This is a genomic window from Zoogloea oryzae (assembly GCF_030161255.1).
Classification (GTDB): Bacteria; Pseudomonadota; Gammaproteobacteria; order Burkholderiales; family Rhodocyclaceae; genus Zoogloea; species Zoogloea oryzae.
This window is the reverse complement of record NZ_BSPX01000001.1, coordinates 154551-180120: the sequence shown is the minus strand read 5'-3', so window position 1 is coordinate 180120 and position 25570 is coordinate 154551. Positions and strand designations below refer to the sequence as shown.

The 25570-nt window shown below is 68.0% G+C and carries 9 protein-coding genes; all 9 read left to right on the top strand.

What is annotated here, in order from left to right:
- The first annotated feature begins 7 nt into the window (after positions 1-7).
- The 9 genes from ileS (at position 8) to QQK25_RS00815 (ending at position 25507) form a co-directional block, all read left to right on the top strand.
- Entirely contained in the window at positions 8-2812 is a 2805-nt protein-coding gene (gene ileS, locus QQK25_RS00855) for an isoleucine--tRNA ligase (protein WP_284186313.1), read from the top strand.
- Positions 2813-2843: 31 nt separating this feature from the next.
- Positions 2844-3338 (top strand): signal peptidase II, encoded by a 495-nt coding sequence (lspA, locus tag QQK25_RS00850; protein ID WP_284186312.1) that lies wholly within the window; start codon positions 2844-2846, stop codon positions 3336-3338.
- On the top strand, positions 3335-3766 hold the full coding sequence (locus QQK25_RS00845) for an FKBP-type peptidyl-prolyl cis-trans isomerase (protein WP_153161657.1): 432 nt from the start codon (positions 3335-3337) through the stop codon (positions 3764-3766). The genes lspA and QQK25_RS00845 overlap by 4 nt, the downstream gene beginning before the upstream one ends.
- A 17-nt stretch (positions 3767-3783) precedes the next feature.
- Complete coding sequence (ispH, locus tag QQK25_RS00840) at positions 3784-4716, top strand: 4-hydroxy-3-methylbut-2-enyl diphosphate reductase (RefSeq protein ID WP_284186311.1); 933 nt, start codon at positions 3784-3786, stop codon at positions 4714-4716.
- Between the two features lie 30 nt (positions 4717-4746).
- Positions 4747-5058 carry a hypothetical protein gene (locus QQK25_RS00835; protein WP_284186310.1) on the top strand — a complete coding sequence of 104 codons (312 nt, stop codon included), beginning with the start codon at positions 4747-4749 and terminating at the stop codon, positions 5056-5058.
- Between the two features lie 211 nt (positions 5059-5269).
- Entirely contained in the window at positions 5270-7474 is a 2205-nt protein-coding gene (locus tag QQK25_RS00830; RefSeq protein WP_284186309.1) for a type I secretion system permease/ATPase, read from the top strand.
- Positions 7475-7478: 4 nt separating this feature from the next.
- Positions 7479-8897, top strand: coding sequence for an HlyD family type I secretion periplasmic adaptor subunit (locus QQK25_RS00825; protein ID WP_284186308.1), 1419 nt, complete (start codon positions 7479-7481; stop codon positions 8895-8897).
- A 19-nt stretch (positions 8898-8916) separates the two neighbouring features.
- On the top strand, positions 8917-9546 hold the full coding sequence (locus QQK25_RS00820; RefSeq protein ID WP_284186307.1) for a response regulator transcription factor: 630 nt from the start codon (positions 8917-8919) through the stop codon (positions 9544-9546).
- 226 nt (positions 9547-9772) lie between these two features.
- Positions 9773-25507, top strand: a complete 15735-nt coding sequence (locus QQK25_RS00815; protein WP_284186306.1) for a cadherin-like domain-containing protein — start codon at positions 9773-9775, stop codon at positions 25505-25507.
- Positions 25508-25570 lie beyond the last annotated feature (63 nt).

Sequence of the window (25570 nt, the reverse complement as noted above, 5' to 3'; positions counted from 1 at the left end):
TAGAACCATGTCCCAGAAGCGCAACGACCTCAACCTGCCCGACACTCCCTTCCCCATGCGGGGCGACCTCGCCAAGCGCGAGCCGGGCTGGATCGCCGACTGGCAGCAGAAGAAGCTCTACCAGAAGATCCGCAAGGCATCCGCCGGCCGGCCCAAGTTCGTCCTACACGACGGCCCCCCGTACGCCAACGGCAGCATCCACATCGGTCACGCGCTCAACAAGATCCTCAAGGACATCATCGTCCGCTCCAAGACCCTCGCCGGCTTCGACGCGCCCTACGTGCCCGGCTGGGATTGCCACGGCCTGCCCATCGAGCACAAGATCGAAGTCACCCACGGCAAGGGCCTGCCCGCCGACAAGGTGCGCGAGCTGTGCCGCGCCTACGCGGCCGAGCAAATCGAAGAGCAGAAGAAGGACTTCATCCGCCTCGGCGTACTGGGCGACTGGGACAAGCCCTACCGCACCATGGACTTCGGCAATGAAGCCGGCGAAGTGCGCGCCCTGGCCGAGATGGTCAAGCGCGGCTGGGTGTTCAAGGGCCTGAAGCCGGTCAACTGGTGTTTCGACTGCGGCTCGGCGCTGGCCGAGGCCGAGGTCGAGTACCAGGACAAGCAGAGCCCCGCCATCGACGTGGGCTTCGTGTGCGCCGAGCCTGAAAAGCTCGCCGCCGCCTTCGGTCTCTCCGCCCTGCCTGCAGGCAAGGACGCCTACGCGGTGATCTGGACCACCACGCCCTGGACGATCCCGTCCAACCAGGCCCTCAACGTCCATCCCGAGCACGAATACGCGCTCGTCGACACCCCCCGCGGCCTGCTGGTGCTGATGGCCGAGCTCACCGAATCCAGCCTCAAGCGCTTCGGCCTCGAAGGCACGATCATCGCCCGCACCAACGGCGGCAAGCTCGACCACATCACCTTCCGCCACCCTTTCTACGACCGCGTCTCGCCGGTCTTCGTGGCCGATTACGTGGGCCTCGATGCCGGTACCGGCATCGTCCACTCGGCCCCGGCCTACGGCGTGGATGACTTCAACTCCTGCAAGGCCAACGGCTTCACCAACGACGACATCCTCAACCCGGTGCAGAGCAACGGCGTGTACGCCGAATCGCTGCCCTTCTTCGGCGGCCTGCACATCTGGAAGGCCAACCCGGTCATCGTCGAAAAGCTGCAGGAAGTGGGCGCCCTGTTCTCCCACGAGAAAATCAGCCACAGCTACATGCACTGCTGGCGCCACAAAACGCCGCTGATCTACCGCGCCACCGCCCAGTGGTTCGTCGGCATGGATCTCAAGCCCAACGGCGGCCCCAGCCTGCGCGAGCTCGCCCTCGGCGGCGTGGATGCCACCCAGTTCTTCCCGTCCTGGGGCCAGGCCCGCCTGCACGCCATGATCGCCAACCGTCCCGACTGGTGCATCTCGCGCCAGCGCAACTGGGGGGTGCCGATCCCGTTCTTCCTCCACCGCGAGACCGGCGAACTCCACCCGCGCACCGTGGAGCTGATGGAAGAAGTCGCCAAGCGCATCGAGGTCGAAGGCATCGCCGCCTGGTTCAAGCTCGACGCCACCGAGCTCCTCGGCGACGAAGCCGCCCAGTACGACAAGATCAGCGACACCCTCGACGTGTGGTTCGATTCCGGCACCACCCACTGGCACGTGCTGCGCGGCTCCCACAACGATGGCCACGCCACCGGCCCGCGCGCCGATCTCTACCTCGAAGGCTCCGACCAGCACCGCGGCTGGTTCCACTCGTCGCTCCTCACCGGCTGCGCCATCGACGGCCACCCGCCCTACAAGTCGCTGCTGACCCACGGTTTCGCCGTGGACGGCACCGGCCGCAAGATGAGCAAGTCGCTGGGCAACGTGGTCGTGCCCCAGGAAGTCACCGGCAAGCTGGGCGCCGAGATTCTGCGCCTGTGGGTCGCCTCCACCGACTACTCCGGCGAGCTGTCCATCTCAAAGGAGATCCTCGACCGCGTGGTCGAAGTCTATCGCCGCCTGCGCAACACCCTGCGCTTCCTGCTCGCCAACACCGCCGACTTCAACCCCGCCACCGACATGCTGCCGGTGTCGGATTGGCTGGAGATCGACCGCTACGCCCTGGCCCTCACCCGCAAGCTGCAGGATCAGGCCAAGGCCGACTACGAACGCTTCGAGTTCCACCGCGTGGTGCAGGCCCTCCAGAACTTCGCCGCCGAAGACCTGGGCGCGGTCTACCTCGACGTCCTCAAGGACCGCCTCTACACCACCCAGGCCAACTCCACCGCCCGCCGCGCGGCCCAGAGCGCCCTGTGGCACATCCTCCAGTCGGTGGTCAAACTGATGGCGCCGATCCTCTCCTTCACCGCCGAGGAAATCTGGCTGCTGCTGGGCAAGGACGCCGACGACAGCGTGATGCTTCACACCTTCCACACCCTGCCGGCCCAGGAAGGCGAAGAGGCCCTGCTCGACAAATGGACGGCCATTCGCGCCATCCGCGCCGACGTGCAGAAGGAAATCGAAGCCGTGCGCGCCGCCGGCCAAGTGGGCTCGTCGCTCCAGGCCGAGGTCGAGATCCGCGCCGCTGGTGGCCGTTACGACGTGCTTGCCAGCCTCGACGACGACCTGCGCTTCGTGCTGATCTGCTCCAAGACCACCCTGGTGAAGGCCGCCGACGAAGCCGCCGAGGCCATTGTCGTCACCCCGTCCGCCCACGCCAAGTGCGACCGCTGCTGGCACTACCGCGCCGATGTGGGCCACGACGCCGCGCATCCGGAACTTTGCGGCCGCTGCACGTCCAATCTGCACGGCGCCGGCGAAGCCCGCAGCGCCGCCTGACCCCACAACCCGAAAGCCTGGAGCCCCGCCCTTGAAACTTCGCCTCGGCAACTGGATCGGCCTGTCGGCCATCGTCGTCCTCGTGGATCAACTGACCAAGCATCTGGTGCGCGGCGAACTGCGCAACGGCGAGGTCATCCACGTCACCGACTGGTTCGATCTGGTGCTGGCCTTCAATCCGGGCGCCGCCTTCAGCTTTCTGGCCGATCAGGCCGGCTGGCAGCGCTGGTTCTTCGTCGCCCTCGCCACGGTCATCTGCGGCTGGCTGCTGCGCCTCCTCGCCCGGCACCAGCACGAGTTCCTGCAGCCGCTGGCCTTTTCGCTCATCATCGGCGGCGCCATCGGCAACGTCATCGACCGCTTCGTGTTCGGCGCGGTGGTCGACTTCCTGTATTTCCACGTCGGCCGCTACGGATGGCCGGCATTCAACGTGGCGGATTCGGCCATCTGCGTGGGTGTCACGCTGATGCTCGTCGCCCAGTTCCGCGAAAGCCGCCACGCCCCCATTCAAGAGAAACTTTCATGACCCAGATCGTCCAGCCCGACAGCCTTGTCACCCTCCATTACCGGATCTCCCTCGACAACGGCCAGTCGCTCATCAGCACCTTCGAGACCACGCCGGCCACCATGCACCTGGGCCGCGGCGATCTGCTGCCGACCCTCGAGCGCTGCCTCGCCGGCACCGCCGTGGGCGAACACCACACCTTCCTGCTCCAGCCCGACGAAGCCTTCGGCGCCTATCGCGACGACCTCGTCGAGAAGGTCCGCCTCGAAGACTTCCCCGATGGCGCCGCCGTCGAACCGCTGGTCATCATGGAATTCACCGCCCCCGATGGCACCCGCTACCCCGGCCTGATCCGCGAAGTCGGCGACACCCACGCCACCATCGACTTCAACCATCCGCTGGCTGGCAAGGCGATCCGCTTCGAAGTCCAGATCATCGGCGTCAACTGAGCGACACGAGGAAAGCCATGGAAGTCCTGCTCGCCAATCCCCGCGGTTTCTGCGCCGGCGTCGAACGTGCCATCGAGATCGTCGAACGGGCGCTGGCCCAGTTCGGCGCGCCGATCTACGTGCGCCACGAAGTCGTCCACAACCGCTTCGTCGTCGAAGGCCTGCGCGCCAAGGGCGCCATCTTCATCGAGGATCTCGCCGACGTGCCCGCCGGCAACACCGTGATCTTCAGCGCCCACGGCGTGCCCCAGTCGGTGCGCGCCGAGGCCGACGCCCGCGGCCTGCGCGTCTTCGACGCCACCTGCCCGCTGGTCACCAAGGTGCACCTCGAAGTCGGCCGCATGCGCGACCAGGGTCGTGAGGTCATCATGATCGGCCACAAGGGCCACCCGGAAGTCGAAGGCACGATGGGCCAGGTGAAGGACGGCATCCACCTCGTCGAGAACGCCGCCGATGTGGCCGGCCTCGTGGTCACCGACCCCGACATGCTCGCCTACGTCACCCAGACCACCCTCTCGGTGGACGACGCCGGCGCCATCGTCACGGCCCTGCGCGAGCGCTTCCCGAACATCGTCGGCCCCAAGAAGGACGACATCTGCTACGCCACGCAAAACCGCCAGGACGCCGTGAAGTTCATGGCGCCCCAGTCGGATCTGGTGCTGGTGGTGGGCTCGGTGAATAGCTCCAACTCCAACCGCCTGCGTGAAGTGGCCGAGCTCCTCAACGTGCCCGCCTACCTCATCGACAACGCCGAGGCCATTGATCCGGCCTGGATCGTCGGCAAGAAGCGCATCGGCGTCACCGCCGGTGCGTCGGCGCCGGAAGTGCTGGTCGAATCCGTCATCGCCCGCCTGAAGGCGCTGGGTGCCGCGTCCGTCCGCGCCCTCGAGGGCGTGCCCGAGCGCATCACCTTCCCGCTGCCCAAGGAACTCCAGACGCCCGCGGCCTGAGCCCGTCCGTCCTCCAACCCCGGAGCCGCCATGCCCTACGTTCAACGCGATGCCACCGGTCGGGTCGTTGCCCTCTTCACCGAGGCCGCCCCCGGCCACGAGGAAGAGCTCCCCCTCGGCCACCCTGACACCGCCGCCCTCACCGGCTCGGGCGATTTCGCCCGCCTCGATGCCGACCTCATCCGCGTCATCGAGGACGTAGTGGACGTGCTGATCGACCGGGGCCTGCTGCGCCTCACCGATCTACCGCCCGACGCCCAGCGCAAGCTGCTGGCCCGCAAGGGCGCCCGGGCGCGCCTGCGCCAGGGTCTCGATCTCCTCGGGCCCAGCGACATCATCTGACGCCCCACCCCGCCGGGCCCGCCAGTGGCCCGGTAGCACCACCAGGCATGCCCCGCAAAACCGTCCGGCATCGGACGCCTGAAGGCTCAAGTTCCCCCACGGTCACCCGTTATCCCTACAATCCGGACGTCCGCCGGCATCCCCGGCGATCTGCCCAGGCACGGCAAGCCCCTTGCCTGGTCGAGAAACGACCCCATTTACGATTGTGCCGATGACTGACGCCGCACCTTCCGCCTCCTCCGCCCCGCAAGCCGGTGGCCCCGCCAACGTCGATGCCGACTGGCATCCGGGCGTGACGATCACCCACGAAGACCCGCTGCTCGACGCACTGGTCATCCTCACCCAGATCCACGGCAATCCCTTCACCGGCGCGGCGCTGTCCGCCGGCCTGCCGCTCGTGGACAACTGCCTCACGCCGTCGCTGCTGCCCCGCGCCGCGGCCCGCGCCGGGCTCTCCGCGCGCATCGTGCGCAAGCCTGTCGAGGCAATCACCCCCAGCCTGCTGCCCGCGATCCTGCTGCTCCACGACCGCCGCGCCTGCATCCTGCTCGAGCGCCTGCCGGACGGCCGCGCCCGGGTGCGCTTCCCCGAGGCCGGCGAATCCGCAGACATCCTCAGCGGCGAACAGCTCGCCGCCCTCTACACCGGGCTGGTGTGCTTCGTCCGCCCACGCTTCCGCTTCGAGGCCCGCGCGCCCCAGGTCAAGGCCGTGCGCTCCACCCACTGGTTCTGGGGCACCGTCTTCGAAAACTGGCGGCTCTACCGCGACACCCTGCTGGCGGCGCTGGTGGTCAACCTGTTCGCCCTGGCCATCCCGATGTTCTCGATGACGGTCTATGACCGGGTCGTGCCCAACCACGCGGTCGAAACCCTGTGGGTGCTGGCCGTCGGGGCGATCCTCGTGCTCGGCTTCGATTTCTGCCTGCGCACCCTGCGCGCCTACATCGTCGACACCGCCGGCAAGCGCATCGACGTGCAGCTTTCGGCCCGCATCATGGAGCGTGTGCTCGGCCTGCGGATGGACGCACGGCCAGCCTCGGTCGGCTCGTTTGCCGCCAACCTGCGCGCCTTCGAAGGCGTGCGTGACTTCATCGCCTCGGCCACCGTCACCACACTGATCGATCTGCCCTTCGTGCTGCTCTTTCTGGTCGTGATGACCTGGATCTCCCCGTGGCTGCTGGTGCCGCCGCTGGTGGGGATGCTCGCCGTGCTGTTCGTCACCCTGGTCGCCCAGGACAAGATGCACGAGCTCACCGAAACCACCTACCGGGCCAGCGCCCAGCGTAACGCCACGCTGGTCGAAAGCCTCGTCGGCCTCGAAACCCTCAAAACCCTCGGCGCCGAAAGCAGCGTCCAGCGCCAGTGGGAACGCGCCACCCTGTTCATCGCCCAGGTCAGCGGCCGGCTCAAGCTGCTCTCCTCGGGCACGGTCAACTTCGCACAGCTCATGCAGCAGCTGGTGAACATCGCGGTGATCATCGTCGGGGTGTATGAGCTCTCCGAGGGCAACATGTCGATGGGCGGCATCATCGCCGCGTCGATGCTCTCCGGTCGCGCCATGGCGCCCCTGGGCCAGGTGGCCGGGCTGATGATGCAGTACCAGAACGCCCGCACCTCCCTCGCCTCGGTGGGCACCCACATGAACCTGCCGGTCGAACGCCCCGAGGGCGCCAGCTTCGTGCATCGCCCCAGCTTCACCGGCGACATCGAGTTCAAGGACGTGAGCTTCTGCTACCCCGGCCGCGACCAGGCCGTGCTCAAGAAGATCAGCTTCCGCCTCAAGGCCGGCGAGAAGGTCGCCATCATCGGCCGCATCGGTTCCGGCAAGACCACCATCGAAAAGCTGATCCTCGGCCTCTACCAGCCCACCGAGGGCGCGGTGCTGGTTGACGGCATCGACTCCCGCCAGATCGACCCGGCCGAGCTGCGCCGCGCCATCGGCTTCGTGCCCCAGGACGTGACCCTCTTCTACGGCACCCTCAAGCAGAACATCGCGATGGGCGCGCCCTTCGCCGACGACAGCGCGATCCTCGCCGCGGCCGATCTGGCCGGCGTGCGCGAGTTCGCCAACACCCACCCGCAAGGCTTCGAGATGCCCATCGGCGAGCGGGGCGAATCCCTCTCCGGTGGCCAGCGCCAGGCCGTGGCCATCGCCCGCGCGGTGCTCAACGACCCGCCGGTGCTGCTGCTGGACGAACCTTCCAGCAGCATGGACCACCAGAGCGAGGAAGGCCTCAAGCAGCGCCTGCGCCGCTTTGCTGCCGGCAAGACGATCGTCCTCGTCACCCACCGCACCTCGCTGCTCGATCTGGTCGACCGGCTGATCGTCCTCGACCAGGGCCAGATCGTCGCCGACGGGCCCAAGGCCCAGGTGGTCGAAGCCCTGCAGCAGGGCCGCATCGGAAGGGCGGGGTGACACCATGAAAGCCCTCTTCCTGCGCATTGCCGCCCTCTTCCAGCCCGCCTACAACGCGCTCTATCAACGCGCCTCGCGCACCTTCGACCGCATCCTCGATGGCGTCGAGAGGAAAGAGATCCACGACGACTCCGACTACATGGCCGACGCCGAATGGGCCATGTCCGAGCAAAAGCTGCGCGGCAGCCGCATCGCCGTGATCCTCACCTTCGCGGCCGTCATCATCCTCATCGTGTGGGCCGCCTTCGCCCAGCTCGACGAAGTCACCCGCGGCGAAGGCAAGGTCATCCCGTCCCGTCAGGTGCAGGTGATGCAGAGCCTCGACGGCGGCATCGTCTCCGAGATCCTGGTCAAGGAAGGCCAGCAGGTGAAGACCGGGCAGCTCCTCCTCAAGGTGGACCCGACCCGCTTCGTGTCGTCGCTACGCGAGAACCGTGCCCAGTACATCGCCCTCCTCGCCAAGTCCGCGCGCCTCACGGCCGTTGCCAGCGGCAAGCCCTTCGTGCCGCCGCCCGAGCTCATCAAGGAAGCGCCGGATCTCGTCGAGCAGGAGCGCAGCGCCTACGAAAACAAGCGGCTCGAGCTCGACGCCGCTGTCGGCGTGGCGCGCCAGCAGCTGTCCCAGCGCCGCCAGGAGCTCAACGAACTCACCGCCAAGCGCGAACAGGCCACCCAGAGCTACAGCCTCACCGCGAGAGAACTCGAAGTCACCCGCCCGCTCGCCAAGACCGGCGCGGTGTCCGAGGTCGAGCTCCTGCGCCTCGAGCGGGACGTGGCCCGCTACCGGGGCGAACGGGACGCCGCCGGCGCCCAGATCCCGCGCATCCAGGCCGCCATCTCCGAAGCCCAGCGCAAGATCGAGGAAGTCGAGCTCAACATGCGCAACCAGGCCCGCAGCGAACTCTCCGAAACCAACGCCAAGCTCGCCGCCCTGTCGGCCGGCAGCGAAGGCCTCGCCGACCGGGTCAAGCAGGCCGAGATCCGCGCACCGATGAACGGCACCGTCAAGCAGCTCTTCGCCAACACCGTGGGCGGCGTGGTGCAACCCGGCAAAGAGATCATCGAGATCGTCCCGAGCGACGACGCCCTACTCCTCGAAGCCCGCGTGCAGCCCAAGGACATCGCCTTCCTGCGCCCGGGCCAGCCGGCGCTGGTGAAGTTCACCGCCTACGATTTCTCGATCTATGGCGGCCTCGAGGCAACCCTCGAACAGATTGGTGCCGACACCATCACCGACGAAAAGGGCAACGCCTTCTACATCGTGCGGGTGCGCACCACCCGCAGCACCATCGGCGACGCGCAGATGCCCATCATCCCCGGCATGGTGGCCGAGGTGGACATCCTCACTGGCAAGAAATCGCTCCTCAGCTACCTGATGAAACCTGTCCTGCGGGCCAAGGCCAACGCGCTCACCGAGCGCTGAGACCCTGACCACCCCGATCATGACGACCCCGGAACCCCTCCTCCTCATCACCGATGACGACCTGCTCGCCCAGCGCTGGCAGGATCTCGCCCCATCTCCGCTACGTGCCCGCGGCATCGACGGACTCGACGCCTGGCGTGCCGCCGGCCACCGGCTGGTACTGGTGGACCTGGGCTGCGCCCGGGGCGGCACCGCGCCCATCTGGACGCGCCCGGCCTGGCAGCGCAACGCCGAGGGGCTCGCCATCCTGGCCGCCTCGTCGAACCCCGATGACGACGAAGGCCTCGCCGTGCTCAACGCTGGGGCCAGCGGCTACTGCCATTCCCACGCGCCCGCCGACACCCTGCGCCAAGCCCTCGACGTGATCGCCAGCGGCGAGCTGTGGGTCGGCCGCGCCCTGCTCTCTCGTCTGCTGCGGCTGGTGGATACCCGCCTGCCCCGCACCGGCCTCGCCGACTGGGCCACGCCGCTCACCGAGCGCGAGCGCGAAGTCGCCCAGCTGGCCGCCGTCGGCGACAGCAACCTGTCCATCGCCCTCGCCCTCGGCATCACCGAGCGGACCGTCAAGGCGCACCTCAAGGCTGTGTTCGAAAAGCTCGACCTCTCCGATCGCCTGCAGCTCGCCCTGCGCGTCCACGGCGTACGCTGAGCGCAGCGCCCTGCGCGCCCTGCACTGAACCGCCCGGTTCGGTGCTCCTTCCGATCCCCGCCTCAATCCATTGCCGGATGACTGGACCGCCCAGTCATCCGCGCGTCACGCTGCCTGCGCATCCGCGTGGCATTCATCACGCCACCTGTCCTCGTGGACAATACAGAACGCCCTCCCCCCGCCGTAAATTGCAAATCGATTGAAAACCCAAATTCCGGAGACCGTCATGGCCACCCCGTCCGCCCCGATCAACGCCACCACCAACGCCACCGCCAAGGGCACCGTCGTTTTCGTGCAGGGCGAAGCCTTCCTGCGCGACGCCGCAGGCAAGCTCACCGCCATCAAGCCGGGCGCTCCGGTCGGGGAAGGCCAGGTCATCGTCACGGGGCCGGACTCGGTCGTCGAACTTCAGCTCGCCACCGGCGCCAAGGTCAGCGTCGGCGCCGATCGTGAGCTCCTGCTGAACGACGACTTCTTCGCCACCACCGTGCCGGAGCGCACCGAGAACGTCATCTCCAGCCAGGGCGCCGAGGCCGACAAGATCATCCAGGCGCTCAACAGCGGCAAGGACCCGTTTGAAGGCATCGAAGATCCGGCCGCGGGCCTCGCCGGTGGCGGCCTGGGCGACCAGACCCACGACTTCGTGCGCCTCGTGCGCGTGCTTGAAGAAGTCACCCCGCTGGCTTTCGCATACTCGTCCACCAGCGACGGCATCGACTTCCTGCCGCTCAACGCCGGCATCGCCACGCCCACGACGACGACCATCGCCAACAACCCGCCGGTCGCCACCCCCGACCCTGCCGTCAGCGCCACCGAAGACACCCCGGTGAGCTTCCCGGTGCTCGGCAATGACACCGACGCCGACGGCGACCCGCTCACTGTCACCGGCGCCACCGCCAGCAACGGCACCGTCACCGTCAATCCGGACGGCAGCCTCAGCTACAAGCCGAACCCCGATTTCCACGGCACCGACACCGTCACCTACACCATCAGCGACGGCAAGGGCGGCACCGCCACCACCACCGTTACGATCAACGTCGCGCCGGTGAACGATCCGCCGGTGGCCGTGGCCGACACCGCCACTACCCGGGAAGACACCCCCGTCACCGTCGCCGTGCTCGGCAACGACACCGACGTGGACGGCGACACCCTGACTGTCACCGGCGCCACCGTCGATCCGACCAAGGGCAGCGTCACCGTGAATCCGGACGGCACCCTCAGCTTCACCCCGGCCGCCAACGTCAATGGCCCGGTCACCATCACCTACACGATTTCCGATGGCCACGGCGGCACCACCACCGGCACCGCCACCATCGACATCACGCCGGCGAATGACCCGGCCACGATTTCCGCGGGCACCGGCAGCGTCAAGGAAGACACCCTGGCCCAGTCCAGCACCTCCGGCACGCTCGCCATCACCGATCCGGACGCCGGCGAAGCCGCCTTCCAACCGCAGACCAACACCGCTGGCACCTACGGCAGCTTCACGATTGCCGCCGATGGCGCGTGGTCCTACACCCTCGACAACACCAAGCCCAATGTCCAGGCCCTGAAGGAAGGTGAAACCCACACCGAAACCTTCACCGTCCAGAGCATCGACGGCACCCCGACGACCGTCACCATCACCGTCGTCGGCACTAACGACGGCCCCGTCGCCAACCCCGACACCGCCGCCACCAACGAAGACACTCCGGTCACCTTCGCCGTGCTCGGCAACGACACCGACCCGGACGGCGACACCCTCACCGTCACCGGCGCAACTGTCGACCCGGCCAAGGGCACCGTCACCGTCAATCCGGACGGCACCCTCAGCTTCACCCCGGCCAACAACGTCAATGGCCCGGTGACCATCAACTACACCCTCTCCGACGGCAAGGGCGGCACCACCACCGCAACCGCCACCGTCAATATCGCCCCGGTGAATGACCCGGCCACCGTCTCCGCTGGCGCCGGCACCGTCAAGGAAGACACCCCCGCCCAGACCACCGCCTCCGGCACCCTCACCATCACCGATCCGGACGCCGGCGAAGCCGCCTTCCAACCGCAGACCAACACCGCTGGCACCTACGGCAGCTTCACGATTGCCGCCGATGGCGCGTGGTCCTACACCCTCGACAACACCAAGCCCAACGTCCAGGCCCTGAAGGAAGGTGAAACCCACACCGAAACCTTCACCGTCCAGAGCATCGACGGCACCCCGACGACCGTCACCATCACCGTCGTCGGCACTAACGACGGCCCCGTCGCCAACCCCGACACCGCCGCCACCAACGAAGACACCCCGGTCACCTTCGCGGTCCTCGGCAACGACTCTGACCCGGACGGCGACACCCTCACCGTCACCGCTGCCACCGTCGACCCGGCCAAGGGCACCGTCACCGTCAATCCGGACGGCACCCTCAGCTTCACCCCGGCCAACAACGTCAATGGCCCGGTGACCGTCACCTACACCATCGACGACGGCAAGGGCGGCACCACCACCGGCATCGCCACCATCAATGTCGCGCCTCAGCCCGACAACGCCGTGCTCGGCACCGGCGCCGGCACCGTGAAGGAAGACTCCCCGGCCCAGTCCAGCACCTCCGGCACCCTCACCATCACCGATCCGGACGCCGGCGAAGCCGCCTTCCAGCCGCAGACCAACGTCGCCGGCACCTATGGCAGCTTCAACGTGGCTGCCACCGGCGCGTGGTCCTACGCCATCGACAACACCAAGCCCAATGTCCAGGCCCTGAAGGAAGGTGAAACCCACACCGAAACCTTCACCGTCCAGAGCATCGACGGCACCCCGACGACCGTCACCATCACCGTCGTCGGCACCAACGATGGTCCAGTCGCCAATCCCGACACCGCCAGCACCAACGAAGACACCCCGGTCACCTTTGCCGTGCTCGGCAACGACACCGACCCGGACGGCGACACCCTCACCGTCACCGCTGCCACCGTCGACCCGGCCAAGGGCACCGTCACCGTCAACCCGGACGGCACCCTCAGCTTCACCCCGGCCGCCAACGTCACCGGCCCGGTCACTGTCACCTACACCATCGCCGATGGCCACGGCGGCACCACCACCGGCATCGCCACGGTCAACATCGCGCCGATCAACGACGACCCGCTCGCGCGCAATGACGTGAATGGCCTGGTCAAGACCGACAGCCTGCCCGCCACCGGCAACGTCATCACCAACCCGGCCGGCATCGACAGCGACGTGGACGGCGACACCCTCACCGTCACCACCGTCGCCGGCGCGCCAGTCAGCGGCGCCACCGTCATCACCGGCCTCTTCGGCACCCTGACGATCCAGGCCGACGGCCAGTACAGCTACATCCAGGACACCACCAACCCCGCCGTCACCGGCCTTGCTCCGGGCGCCACCCTGCAGGACAGCTTCGCCTACACGGTCGAGGACGGCCAGGGCGGCAGCGCCAACGCCGTGCTGACGATCAACATCGCCGGCGCCAACACTCCGCCCGTCGCAAGCCCCGACACCGCCAGCACCGACGAAGACAAGCCGGTCACCTTTGCCGTGCTCGGCAACGACACCGACCCCGAAGGCGACGCGCTCACCGTCACCGGCGCCACCGTCGATCCGACCAAGGGCACGGTCACCGTCAATCCGGACGGCACCCTCAGCTTCACCCCGGCCACCAACGTCAATGGCCCGGTCACGATCACCTACACCATTTCCGACGGCCATGGCGGCACCACCACCGGCACCGCCACGGTCAACATCGCCCCGCAGCCCGACAGCGCCACCCTCGGCACCGGCAGCGGCACGGTGAAGGAAGACACCCCGGCCCAGTCGTCCACCTCCGGCACGCTCACCATCACCGACCCGGACGCCGGCGAATCCACCTTCAAGCCCCAGACCAGCGTCGCCGGCACCTACGGCAGCTTCAGCATTGCCACCAACGGCGCCTGGACCTACGACATCGACAACACCAAGCCGAACGTCCAGGCCCTGAAGGAAGGCGAAACCAAGACCGAAACCTTCACCGTCCAGAGCGCTGACGGCACACCGACGACCGTCACCATCACCGTCGTCGGCACCAACGATGGCCCGGTCGCCCAGCCCGACACCGCCACCACCGAAGAAGACAAGCCCGTCACCTTCGCGGTCCTCGGCAACGACACCGACCCCGACAGCGACACCCTCACCGTCACCGGCGCCACCGTCGACCCGGCCAAGGGCACCGTCACCGTCAATCCGGATGGCACCCTCAGCTTCACCCCGGCCGCCAACGTCAATGGCCCCGTCACCGTCACCTACACCATCAGCGACGGCCACGGCGGCACCACTACCGGCACCGCCACCATCAATGTCACCCCGCTGCCCGACAACGCGGTGATGAGCGCCGGCACCGGCACCGTCAAGGAAGACACCCCGGCCCAGTCGTCCGCCTCCGGCACCCTCACCATCACCGATCCCGACGCTGGCGAAGCCGCCTTCCAGACCCAGACCAATGTGGCCGGCACCTACGGCAGCTTCAGCGTGGCCGCCAACGGCGCCTGGACCTACGACATCGACAACACCAGGCCGACTGTCCAGGCCCTGAAGGAAGGCGAAACCAAGACCGAAACCTTCACCGTCCAGAGCGTCGACGGCACCCCGACCACGGTGACCATCACCGTCGTCGGCACCAACGACGGCCCGGTCGCCAATCCCGACACCGCCAGCACCAACGAAGACGTCCCCGTCACCTTCGCCGTGCTCGGCAATGATTCCGACCCCGATGGCGATACCCTCACCGTCACCGGCGCCACCGTCGATCCTGCCAAGGGCACCGTCACGGTCAATCCCGACGGCACCCTGCGCTTCGTCCCGGCCAACAACGTCAATGGCCCGGTCACCGTCACCTACACCATCAGCGATGGTCACGGCGGCACCACCACCGGCACCGCCACCATCAACGTGGCCCCGGTCAACGACGCGGCCACCATCAGCAGCGGCGTCGGCAGCGTGCAGGAAGACACCACCCTGATCGCCAAGGGCGTGCTCACCATCACCGACCCCGACGCCGGCGAATCCGCCTTCCAGGCCCAGACTGGCACACCGGGTACCTTCGGCGCCTTCTCCATCGACGCCAGCGGCAACTGGACCTACACCCTCGACAACGGCAACCCCGTCGTCCAAGCCCTCGCCACCGGCGACAGCCGCACCGAAACCTTCACCGTCCGCGGGGTCGATGGCACCCCCAGCACCGTCGTCGTCACCATCCTCGGCACCAACGAAGTCATCGGCGCACCGGGCCTCGGCGTCGTGAAGGAAGACAACCCGATCACCGCCGACGGCAAGCTCACCGCCAGCGGCGGCGCCAGCTTCGTGCCGCAACCGGCCACCCCGGGCACCTACGGCAGCCTCACCCTCAACCCGGACGGCAGCTGGACCTACACCCTCGACAACGCGTCCAACCTCGTCCAGAGCCTCGGCGACGGCCAGACCCGCATCGAGACCTTCCCGGTCGCCCTGTCCGACGGCACCACCAGCACCATCACCATCACCGTCGTCGGCACCAACGACCCGGCCATCGTCACCCCGGGCCTCGGCACCGTGGTCGAAGACACCCAGCTCACTACCGGCGGCACGCTGGTGATGACCGACGCGGATGCCGGCGAAACCGGCTTCCGTCCGCAGCCCGTGGTCGCCGGCCTGTACGGCGTGTTCGCCCTCGACACCGCCGGCAACTGGACTTACACCCTCAACAACGCAAACCCCACCGTCCAGGCCCTCGGCGTCGGCGAAACCCTCACCGAAACATTCCCGGTCGCCACGCTCGACGGTACGCCCAGCGCCGTCACCGTCACGATCCAGGGCACCAATGACGGCCCGGTCGCCCTGCCCGACACCGCCGCCACCAACGAAGACGTGCCGGTCACCTTCGCCGTCCTCGGCAACGATTCCGACCCGGACGGCGATACCCTCACCGTCACCGGCGCCACCGTCGACCCGGCCAAGGGCACCGTCACCGTCAATCCCGACGGCACCCTCAGCTTCACCCCGGCCGCCAACGTCAATGGCCCGGTGACCATCACCTACACCATCAGCGACGGCCACGGCGGCACCACCACCGCGACCACCACCGTCAACATCGCCCCGATTGCCGACCCGGCGATCCTCGGCGCTGGCACCGGCACGGTGAAGGAAGACACCCCGGCCCAGACTACCGCCACGGGCACGCTCAGCATCGTCGACCCCGACGCCGGCCAGGCCGCGTTCCAGCCGCAAACCAACGTCGCCGGCACTTACGGCACGTTCAACGTGGCCACTACCGGCGCCTGGACCTACACCGTCGACAACACCAAGCCCGTCGTCCAAGCCCTGAAGGAAGGCGAGACCAAGACCGAGACCTTCACCGTCCAGAGCATCGACGGCACCCCGACCACCGTCACCATCAACGTCGTCGGCACCAATGACGGCCCGGTGGCGTCGCCGGATACGGCCTCGACCAACGAAGACGTGCCGGTCACCTTCGCCGTCCTCGGCAACGATTCCGACCCCGAAGGCGACACCCTCACCGTCACCGGCGCCACCGTCGATCCGACGAAGGGCACCGTCACCGTCAATCCGGACGGCACCCTCACCTTCACCCCGGCCGCCAACGTCAATGGCCCGGTGACCATCACCTACACCATCAGCGACGGCCACGGCGGCACCACCACCGCGACCGCCACCGTCAACATCGCCCCGATCGCCGACCCGGCGATCCTCGGCACCGGCACCGGCACAGTGAAGGAAGACACGCCCGCGCAGACCACCGCCTCCGGCACCCTGAGCATCGTCGACCCCGACGCCGGCCAGGCCGCGTTCCAGCCGCAAACCAACGTCGCCGGCACTTACGGCACGTTCAACGTGGCCACTACCGGCGCCTGGACCTACACCGTCGACAACACCAAGCCCGTCGTCCAAGCCCTGAAGGAAGGCGAAACCAAGACCGAGACCTTCACCGTCCAGAGCATCGACGGCACCCCGACCACCGTCACCATCAACGTCGTCGGCACCAACGACGGCCCGGTGGCGTCGCCGGATACGGCCTCGACCAACGAAGACGTGCCGGTCACCTTCGCCGTCCTCGGCAACGATTCCGACCCGGACGGCGACACCCTCACCGTCACCGGCGTCACCGTCGATCCGACCAAGGGCACCGTCACCGTCAATCCTGACGGCACGCTCAGCTTCACCCCGGCCGCCAACGTCAATGGCCCGGTGATCGTCACCTACACCATCACCGACAGCCACGGCGGCACCACCACCGGCACCGCCACCGTCAATGTCGCGCCCCAGCCCGACAACGCCGTACTCGGCTCCGGCACGGGCACCGTCAAGGAAGACACGCCCACGCAGACCACCGCGACCGGCACCCTGAGCATCGTCGACCCCGATGCCGGCCAGGCCGCCTTCCAGCCGCAAAGCAACACGGCCGGCACCTACGGCACCTTCTCCGTTGCCACCACCGGCACCTGGACCTACACCGTCGACAACACCAAGTCCGTCGTCCAGGCCCTGAAGGAAGGCGAGACCAGGACCGAGACCTTCACCGTCCAGAGCATCGACGGCACCCCGACCACCGTCACCATCACCGTCGTCGGCACCAACGACGGCCCGGTGGCATCCCCGGATACGGCCTCGACCAACGAAGACGTGCCGGTCACCTTCGCCGTCCTCGGCAACGATTCCGACCCGGACGGCGACACCCTCACCGTCACCGGCGCCACCGTCGATCCGACCAAGGGCACCGTCACCGTCAATCCTGACGGCACGCTCAGCTTCACCCCGGCCGCCAACGTCAATGGCCCGGTGACCATCACCTACACCATCACCGACGGCCACGGCGGCACCACCACGACCACCGCCACGGTGAACATCGCCCCGATCGCCGACCCGGCGATCCTCGGCACCGGCACCGGCACGGTGAAGGAAGACACCCCGGCCCAGACCACCGCCACGGGCACCCTGAGCATCATCGACCCTGACGCCGGCCAGGCCGCGTTCCAGCCGCAAACCAACGTCGCCGGCACCTACGGCACGTTCAACGTGGCCACTACCGGCGCCTGGACCTACACCGTCGACAACACCAAGCCCGTCGTCCAAGCCCTGAAGGAAGGCGAGACCAAGACCGAGACCTTCACCGTCCAGAGCATCGACGGCACCCCGACCACCGTCACCATCACCGTCGTCGGCACCAACGATGGCCCGGTGGCATCCCCGGATACGGCCTCGACCAACGAAGACGTGCCGGTCACCTTCGCCGTCCTCGGCAACGATTCCGACCCCGAAGGCGACACCCTCACCGTCACCGGCGCCACCGTCGATCCGACGAAGGGCACCGTCACCGTCAATCCGGACGGCACCCTCACCTTCAACCCGGCCGCCAACGTCAATGGCCCGGTGATCGTCACCTACACCATCACCGACAGCCACGGCGGCACCACCACGACCACCGCCACCGTCAACATCGCCCCGATCGCCGACCCGGCGATCCTCGGCACAGGCACCGGCACGGTGAAGGAAGACACCCCGGCCCAGACCACCGCCTCCGGCACCCTGAGCATCGTCGACCCCGACGCCGGCCAGGCCGCCTTCCAGCCGCAAACCAACGTCGCCGGCACTTACGGCACGTTCAGCGTGGCCACTACCGGCGCCTGGACCTACACCGTCGACAACACCAAGCCCGTCGTCCAAGCCCTGAAGGAAGGCGAAACCAAGACCGAGACCTTCACCGTCCAGAGCATCGACGGCACCCCGACCACCGTCACCATCAACGTCGTCGGCACCAACGACGGCCCGGTGGCGTCGCCGGATACGGCCTCGACCAACGAAGACGTGCCGGTCACCTTCGCCGTCCTCGGCAACGATTCCGACCCGGACGGCGACACCCTCACCGTCACCGGCGCCACCGTCGATCCGACCAAGGGCACCGTCACCGTCAATCCTGACGGCACGCTCAGCTTCACCCCGGCCGCCAACGTCAATGGCCCGGTGACCATCACCTACACCATCACCGACGGCCACGGCGGCACCACCACGGCAACCGCCACGGTGAACATCGCCCCGATCGCCGATCCGGCAATCCTCGGCACCGGCAGCGGCACGGTGAAGGAAGACACCCCGGCCCAGACTACCGCCACGGGAACGCTCAGCATCATCGACCCCGACGCCGGCCAAGCCGCCTTCCAGCCGCAAACCAACGTCGCCGGCACCTACGGCAGCTTCAGCGTCGCCACCACCGGCGCCTGGACCTACACAATCGACAACACCAAGCCGAACGTCCAGACCCTGAAGGAAGGCGAGACCAAGACCGAAACCTTCACTGTCCAGAGCATCGACGGCACCCCGACCACCGTCACCATCAACGTCGTCGGCACCAACGATGGCCCGGTCGCCAACAACGACACCGCCACGACGAAGGAAGACACGCCTGTCACCTTTGCGGTGCTCGGCAACGATGGCGACCCTGACGGCGACAGCCTCACCGTCATCGGTGCCACCGTCGATCCCAGCCTGGGCACGGTCGTCGTCAATCCGGACGGCACGCTCACGCTCACCTTCAAGCCGGCCATCAACTACAACGGGCCGGTCGAGATCCAATACACGATCTCCGACGGCCACGGCGGCACCGCAACGGCCATCGCCACCGTCACGGTCGAACCGATGCCCGACACTGCCATCCTTGGCACCGGCGCCGGCATCGTGCAGGAAGACACCCCGGCCCAGACCACCGCCACCGGCACGCTGACGATCATCGATCCGGACGCCGGCGAGGCCGTGTTCCAGCCCCAGACCAACGTCGCCGGCACCTACGGTACGTTCTCGGTCGGCGCGGGCGGCGCCTGGATCTACACGATCGACAACAGCCTGCCGGCCGTTCAGGCCCTGAAGGAAACCGACAGCAAGCTCGAAGTCTTCACCGTCAAGAGCGCCGACGGCACCGAAACCACCGTCACCATCACCGTCAAGGGCACCAACGACGGCCCGGTTGCGCAGCCTGACACCGCAACCACCAACGAAGACACCCCGGTCACCTTCGCCGTCCTCGGCAACGATTCCGATCCAGATGGAGACACCGTCACCGTGACGGGCGCAACCGTCGACCCGACCAAGGGCACCGTCACCGTCAACCCGGACGGCACCCTCACCTTCAACCCGGCCGCCAACGTCAATGGCCCGGTGATCGTCACCTACACCATCACCGACAGCCACGGCGGCACCACCACGACCACCGCCACCGTCAACATCGCCCCGATTGCCGACCCGGCGATCCTCGGCACAGGCACCGGCACGGTGAAGGAAGACACCCCGGCCCAGACCAGCGCCACGGGCACCCTGAGCATCGTCGACCCCGACGCCGGCCAGGCCGCCTTCCAGCCCCAGACCAACACCGCCGGCACCTACGGCAGCTTCAGCGTCGCCGCCTCCGGCGCCTGGACCTACTCCGTCGACAACACCAAGCCCGTCGTCCAGGCCCTGAAGGAAGGCGAGACCAAGACCGAGACCTTCACCGTCCAGAGCATCGACGGCACGACCACCACGGTCACCATCACCGTCGTCGGCACCAACGACGGCCCGGTGGCCAACCCCAACACCGCCAGCACTAACGAAGACACCCCGGTCACCTTCGCCGTCCTCGGCAACGATTCCGACCCGGACGGCGACACCCTTGCCGTCACCGGCGCAACCGTCGACCCGGCCAAGGGCACCGTCACCGTCAACCCGGATGGCACCCTCACCTTCAACCCGGCGACCAACGTCAGCGGCCAGGTGGTCATCAGCTACACGATCAGCGACGGCCACGGCGGCACCAGCACCTCCACCGCTACGATCCTCATCGCGGCCGCCAACGACGCACCGCAGGCAGTCGCCGACACCAACACCACCACCGAAGACGCGCCGATCACCAGCACCGCGCCGGGCGTGCTCGCCAACGACACCGACCCGGACAGCCCGACGCTCACCGTCACCGGCGCCCTCGTCGGCACCACGGGCACCTTCAGCACGGTCAGCGGCGCCGGCCTCACCCTGGCCGGCACCTACGGCACCCTGGTGATCCACACCGACGGCAGCTACACCTACACCCCGGGCGCTGCCGCTCAGGCCCTCAACACCGGCGCCACGGTGCAGGACGTCTTCAGCTACCGGGCAAGCGACGGCGCGCTCACCAGCACCGCCACGCTCACCATCAACGTCACCGGCGCCAACGACGCAGCCCAGATCAACGGGCCGCTCGCCGGCTCCGTCAAGGAAGACACCGCCGGCCAGCTCGTCGCCAGCAACTCCCTGTTCGTGACCGACGTGGATAACCCGGCCGCCTTCAACCCGGCCACCGTCACCGGCACCTACGGCACCTTCAGCATCAACGCCGCGGGCGACTGGACCTACACACTCAACAACGGCGCCGCCAATGTGCAGGCCCTGAAGGAAGGCGACACCCGCGTCGAAACCTTCACCGTCAGCACGGTGGATGGCACCACCCGCGCCATCACCATCGACGTGCTCGGCACCAACGAGCGTCCCACCGTCACCGCCGCCAGCGCCACCGGCAGCGAAGACCCGGCCGCGCCCATCGCCATCAGCCTTGGCGGCGCCGACGTGGATGGCACCGTCACCCAGCTGACCATCGCCGACCTGCCCGCCCACGGCACCCTGTACCGCGACGCGGCCATGACCCAGCCGATCACCGCTGGCGCCACCCTCAGCGGCGCCAGCGGCACCGTCTACTTCAAGCCCGACGCCAACTGGAACGGCAACACCAGCTTCCACTACACTGCCACCGACAACAACGGCGGCGTCTCTGCCCAGGGTACGGCCAGCATCGGCGTCACGGCGGTGAACGACGCCCCGGTTGCCGCCAACGACGTGGGCAGCGTGCTTGAAGACGACACCCTCAGCGTGACCGCCGCCAACGGCCTCATCACCAGCACCGCCAACCCCGCCGGCACCGACACCGACGTGGATAGCACCGGCCTCAGCGTCACCCAGATCCGCACCGGCGCCGAAGCCGCCACGGGCACCGCCGGCACCATCGGCAGCGCGCTCGCCGGCACCTACGGCACCCTCACCCTGCAGGCCGACGGCAGCTACGTGTATGTCGCCAACAAGGCCGCGGCCCTGGCTGCCGGCGTCACCGCCACCGACGTCTTCACCTACCGCGTGAGCGACGGCAGCCTCAGCGACACCGCCGAGCTGCGCATCACCGTCACCGGCACCAACGACACCCCGGTCACCGTCGGCACCCTGCCCAACGTCAGCGGCATCGACGCCCAGGGCGTCAGCATTCCCACCGCGGCCGGCTTCAAGGATCCGGACAGCGGCGACGTGCTGCACTACACCGCCACCAACCTGCCGGCCGGCCTCGCGATCGACCCGAACACCGGCGTGATCACCGGCACCCTCGGCGCCGGCGCCTCGCAAGGTGGCCCGTACAGCATCGTCGTCACCGCCACCGACGGCAGCGGCGCGAGCGTCACCCAGACCTTCCAGCTCGCCGTCACCAACCCGGCCCCGACCGCTGTGGCCGACACCCTCGCCGTCTCCGAAAACCTCAGCGCCAGCGGCAACGTCGTCACCGGCGCGGGCATCGGCGGCGACCGGGCCGACAGCGATCCGGACGGCGACACCCTCACCGTCACCCGCATCGGCACCGGAACCGGCACCCCGGCCACCGCGGTCACCGCCGCCGGCACCAGCGTCGTCGGCGCCCACGGCACCCTGTTGATCCGCGCCGACGGCAGCTACACCTACACCGCCACCGACAACACCCTGCAGGCCGGCCAGCACGCCACCGACGTCTTCAGCTACACCGTCTCCGACGGTCAGGGCGGCACCGCCACCACCACGCTCACGGTTGACGTCACCGGCACCAACGACGCACCGGTGATCGGCGGCACGGCCCTGGGCAACGTCACCGAAGACGGCACCCAGACCGCCAGCGGCACGCTAACCATCACCGACGCCGACGCCGGCCAGTCCGGCTTCGTCGCCAAGTCCGTCACCGGCACCTACGGCTCGCTCACCATCGACGCCAGCGGCAACTGGAACTACACCCTCAACAACGGCGCCGCCAACGTGCAGGGCCTCAAGCAAGGCCAGCAGGTGGTCGACCGCATCAACGTCACCACCCTCGACGGCACCACCCGCGAGATCGCCATCACCGTCACCGGCACCAACGACGCGCCGGTGGTCGGCACCGGTACCGCCACGGTGTCGGAAGAAGGCCTCACCAACGGCGCGTCCGACAACTTTGGCACCAGCGACACCACCAACCTCACCACCGCCGGCGGCGTCATCAGCGTCAGCGATGTGGACGGCAACACCCTCACCGCCACGCTCACCCCGCCGCCGATCGACCTCACCTCCGGTGGCATGTCGATCAGCTGGACGGGCGCCGGCACCGGCACACTCATCGGCTCCGCCGGCGGCGTCGAGATCATCCGCGCCACCATCGCCGCCGACGGCACCTACACCGTCAAGCTCTCCGGCCCGGTGGATCACCCCGACAAGACCACCGAAGACGTCCGTACCATCAACTTCGGCGTGAATGTCAGCGACGGCGTCACCACCACCACCACCACCCTGACGGTCAACGTCGAAGACGACGCCCCCATCGCCTCCGCCGCCACCCAGGCCATCGCCGTGGCCCCGGCCGACACCAACCTGCTGATCATGCTCGACACCTCGGCGAGCATGACCCTCAAGGACGGCGTCGGCGGCACCACCCGCCTGTCCAGCGCCATCAGCGCCCTCAACACCCTGCTCGACAGCTACGACAGCTTCGGCGAAGTGCGCGTCCGCCTGGTGACCTTCAACAGCTCCGCCCGGGAAATCGGCTCCACCTGGTTCACCGTGGCCGAGGCCAAGGCCCAGCTCGCCAAGATCACCGCCACCGGCGGCACCAACTACGATTCCGCCATCGCCGCCGGCGAAGCCGCCTTCACCACTGCGGGCAAGCTCGCCTCCGGGCAGAACATCGCCTACTTCCTGTCCGACGGTCAGCCCAACCTGGGCACCGAAATCGGCACCACCGACGAAACCGGCTGGAAGAGCTACCTGCAGACCAACCAGATCACCAGCTTCGCGCTGGGCATGGGCGTCGCCGCGATCCAGTCCTACCTCGACCCGATCGCCTACAACGGCGTCACCAAGACCAACCTGGACGGCCAGGTGATCAGCGACTTCAACCAGCTCTCCAGCGCCCTGCAGGCCACCGTGCCCACGCCGGCCGCAGGCGAGATCCTCTCGGGCGGCCTCTTGGGCGGCACCAGCGCCTTCGGTGCCGACGGCGGCCACATCCAGTCGATCACCGTGGATGGCGTCACCTACACCTACAACGACTCCGCCTCCGGCAGCATCACCGTTACCGGCGGCACCAGCCACGGCACCTTCAACACCGCCACCCAGCAGCTTTCCGTCACCACCGCCGCCGGCGGCACCCTGGTGGTGAACATGAGCAGCGGCAGCTACACCTACACCCCGATCTCCACCGTCAGCAACACCATCCATGACGGCTTCGGATTCACGCTGATCGACAAGGACGGCGACACCGCCGCCTCGAGCGTCGATTTCAACATCAGCCGCTCGGCCGAAAACGTGCTCACGGCCACCGCCACCACCTCGGCGATCGCCACCGGCAACCTCGGCCTCACCGGCGAGTTCTACGGCTACAACGAAACCACCAGCAGCACCAACACCCGCGTCCATGCCGACGACACCCGCTACGGCAACCTCGACCACGTCTCCGACATGGTGAGCATCATCGACGGGCGCAGTGGCCAGACCATCGTCGGCACCTACAACGCGGCCACCGCCGCCGGTGCGGACGCCACGTTCAGCGCCGACAAGCTGGACTACGGTTTCGGCTACACCACCGGCATCACCACCGCCGGCGCGGTCAATGGCAACCTGGGCAACAACCCGACGCAGCTTGGCAGCAACCTGGCGATCAACTCCGGCGCGCTGTACAACTTCCTGCGCGGTGGCACCACCGGCGCCGACACCACCGAGCTCAAGACCACCACCGGCATCGGCTACACCACCGACTCCGGCCTGCGCATGGTCGGCCTGGTCAATCTGGATGGCGGCAGCTACGACATCCGCGTGACCGCCGACGACGGCTTCCGGCTCAACATCGCCGGCAAGACGGTGGCCATGTTCGACGACATCCAGTCGCCCACCACCCGCGTGTACAGCGGCGTGTCCCTGGCCAGCGGCCTGCAGCCCATCGAGCTGCTGTACTGGGAACAGGGCGGCAACGCCCGTCTGCGCGTCGAGGTCAAGCTCTCCAGCGAAGCCGACACCGCCTACAAGACCCTGGGTACCGACGACTTCGCACTGTTCACCCCGACCAGCGCACCCACCCTGTCGGCACTCCAGGACATCATCGAGGATCCCAGCCAGAACGGCCGCTGGCTCGTCCGCACCGGCGCCCAGCTCGACGGCTCCACCGGCAACGACGACATCACCGGCACCGACGGCCGCGACATCCTCACCGGAGGTGCCGGCAACGACATCATCCGCGGTGGCGCCGGCGCCGATCTCATCGGCGGCGGCAGCGGCAACGACACCCTCACCGGTGGCCTCGGCTCCGACACCTTCAAGTGGAGCCTCGGCGATGCCGGCACCACCGCCAAACCGGCGGTCGATGCCATCACCGACTTCGACAAGGGCGTCACCGGCAGCGCCAGCAGTGGCGGCGACATCCTCGACCTGCGCGACCTGCTGCAGGGCGAGAGCCACACTGGCAACGCCACCGGCAACCTGGGCAACTACCTGCACTTCGAGAAATCCGGCGCGGACACCGTGGTGCACGTCAGCACCAACGGCGGCTACACCGGCGGCACCTTCGTCGCCGGCGCCACCGACCAGAAGATCGTCCTGCAGGGCGTGGATCTGACCAACAGCGGCGCCCTCAGCACCGATGCGCAGATCATTCAGGACCTGCTCACCAAGGGCAAACTGAGCGCCGACTGAGGCCGCCCCGGCGGCGGGGCGGCGTGAGGAGAAAGGAGTAAGGAGAGAGGAGGTCGCGGGCTG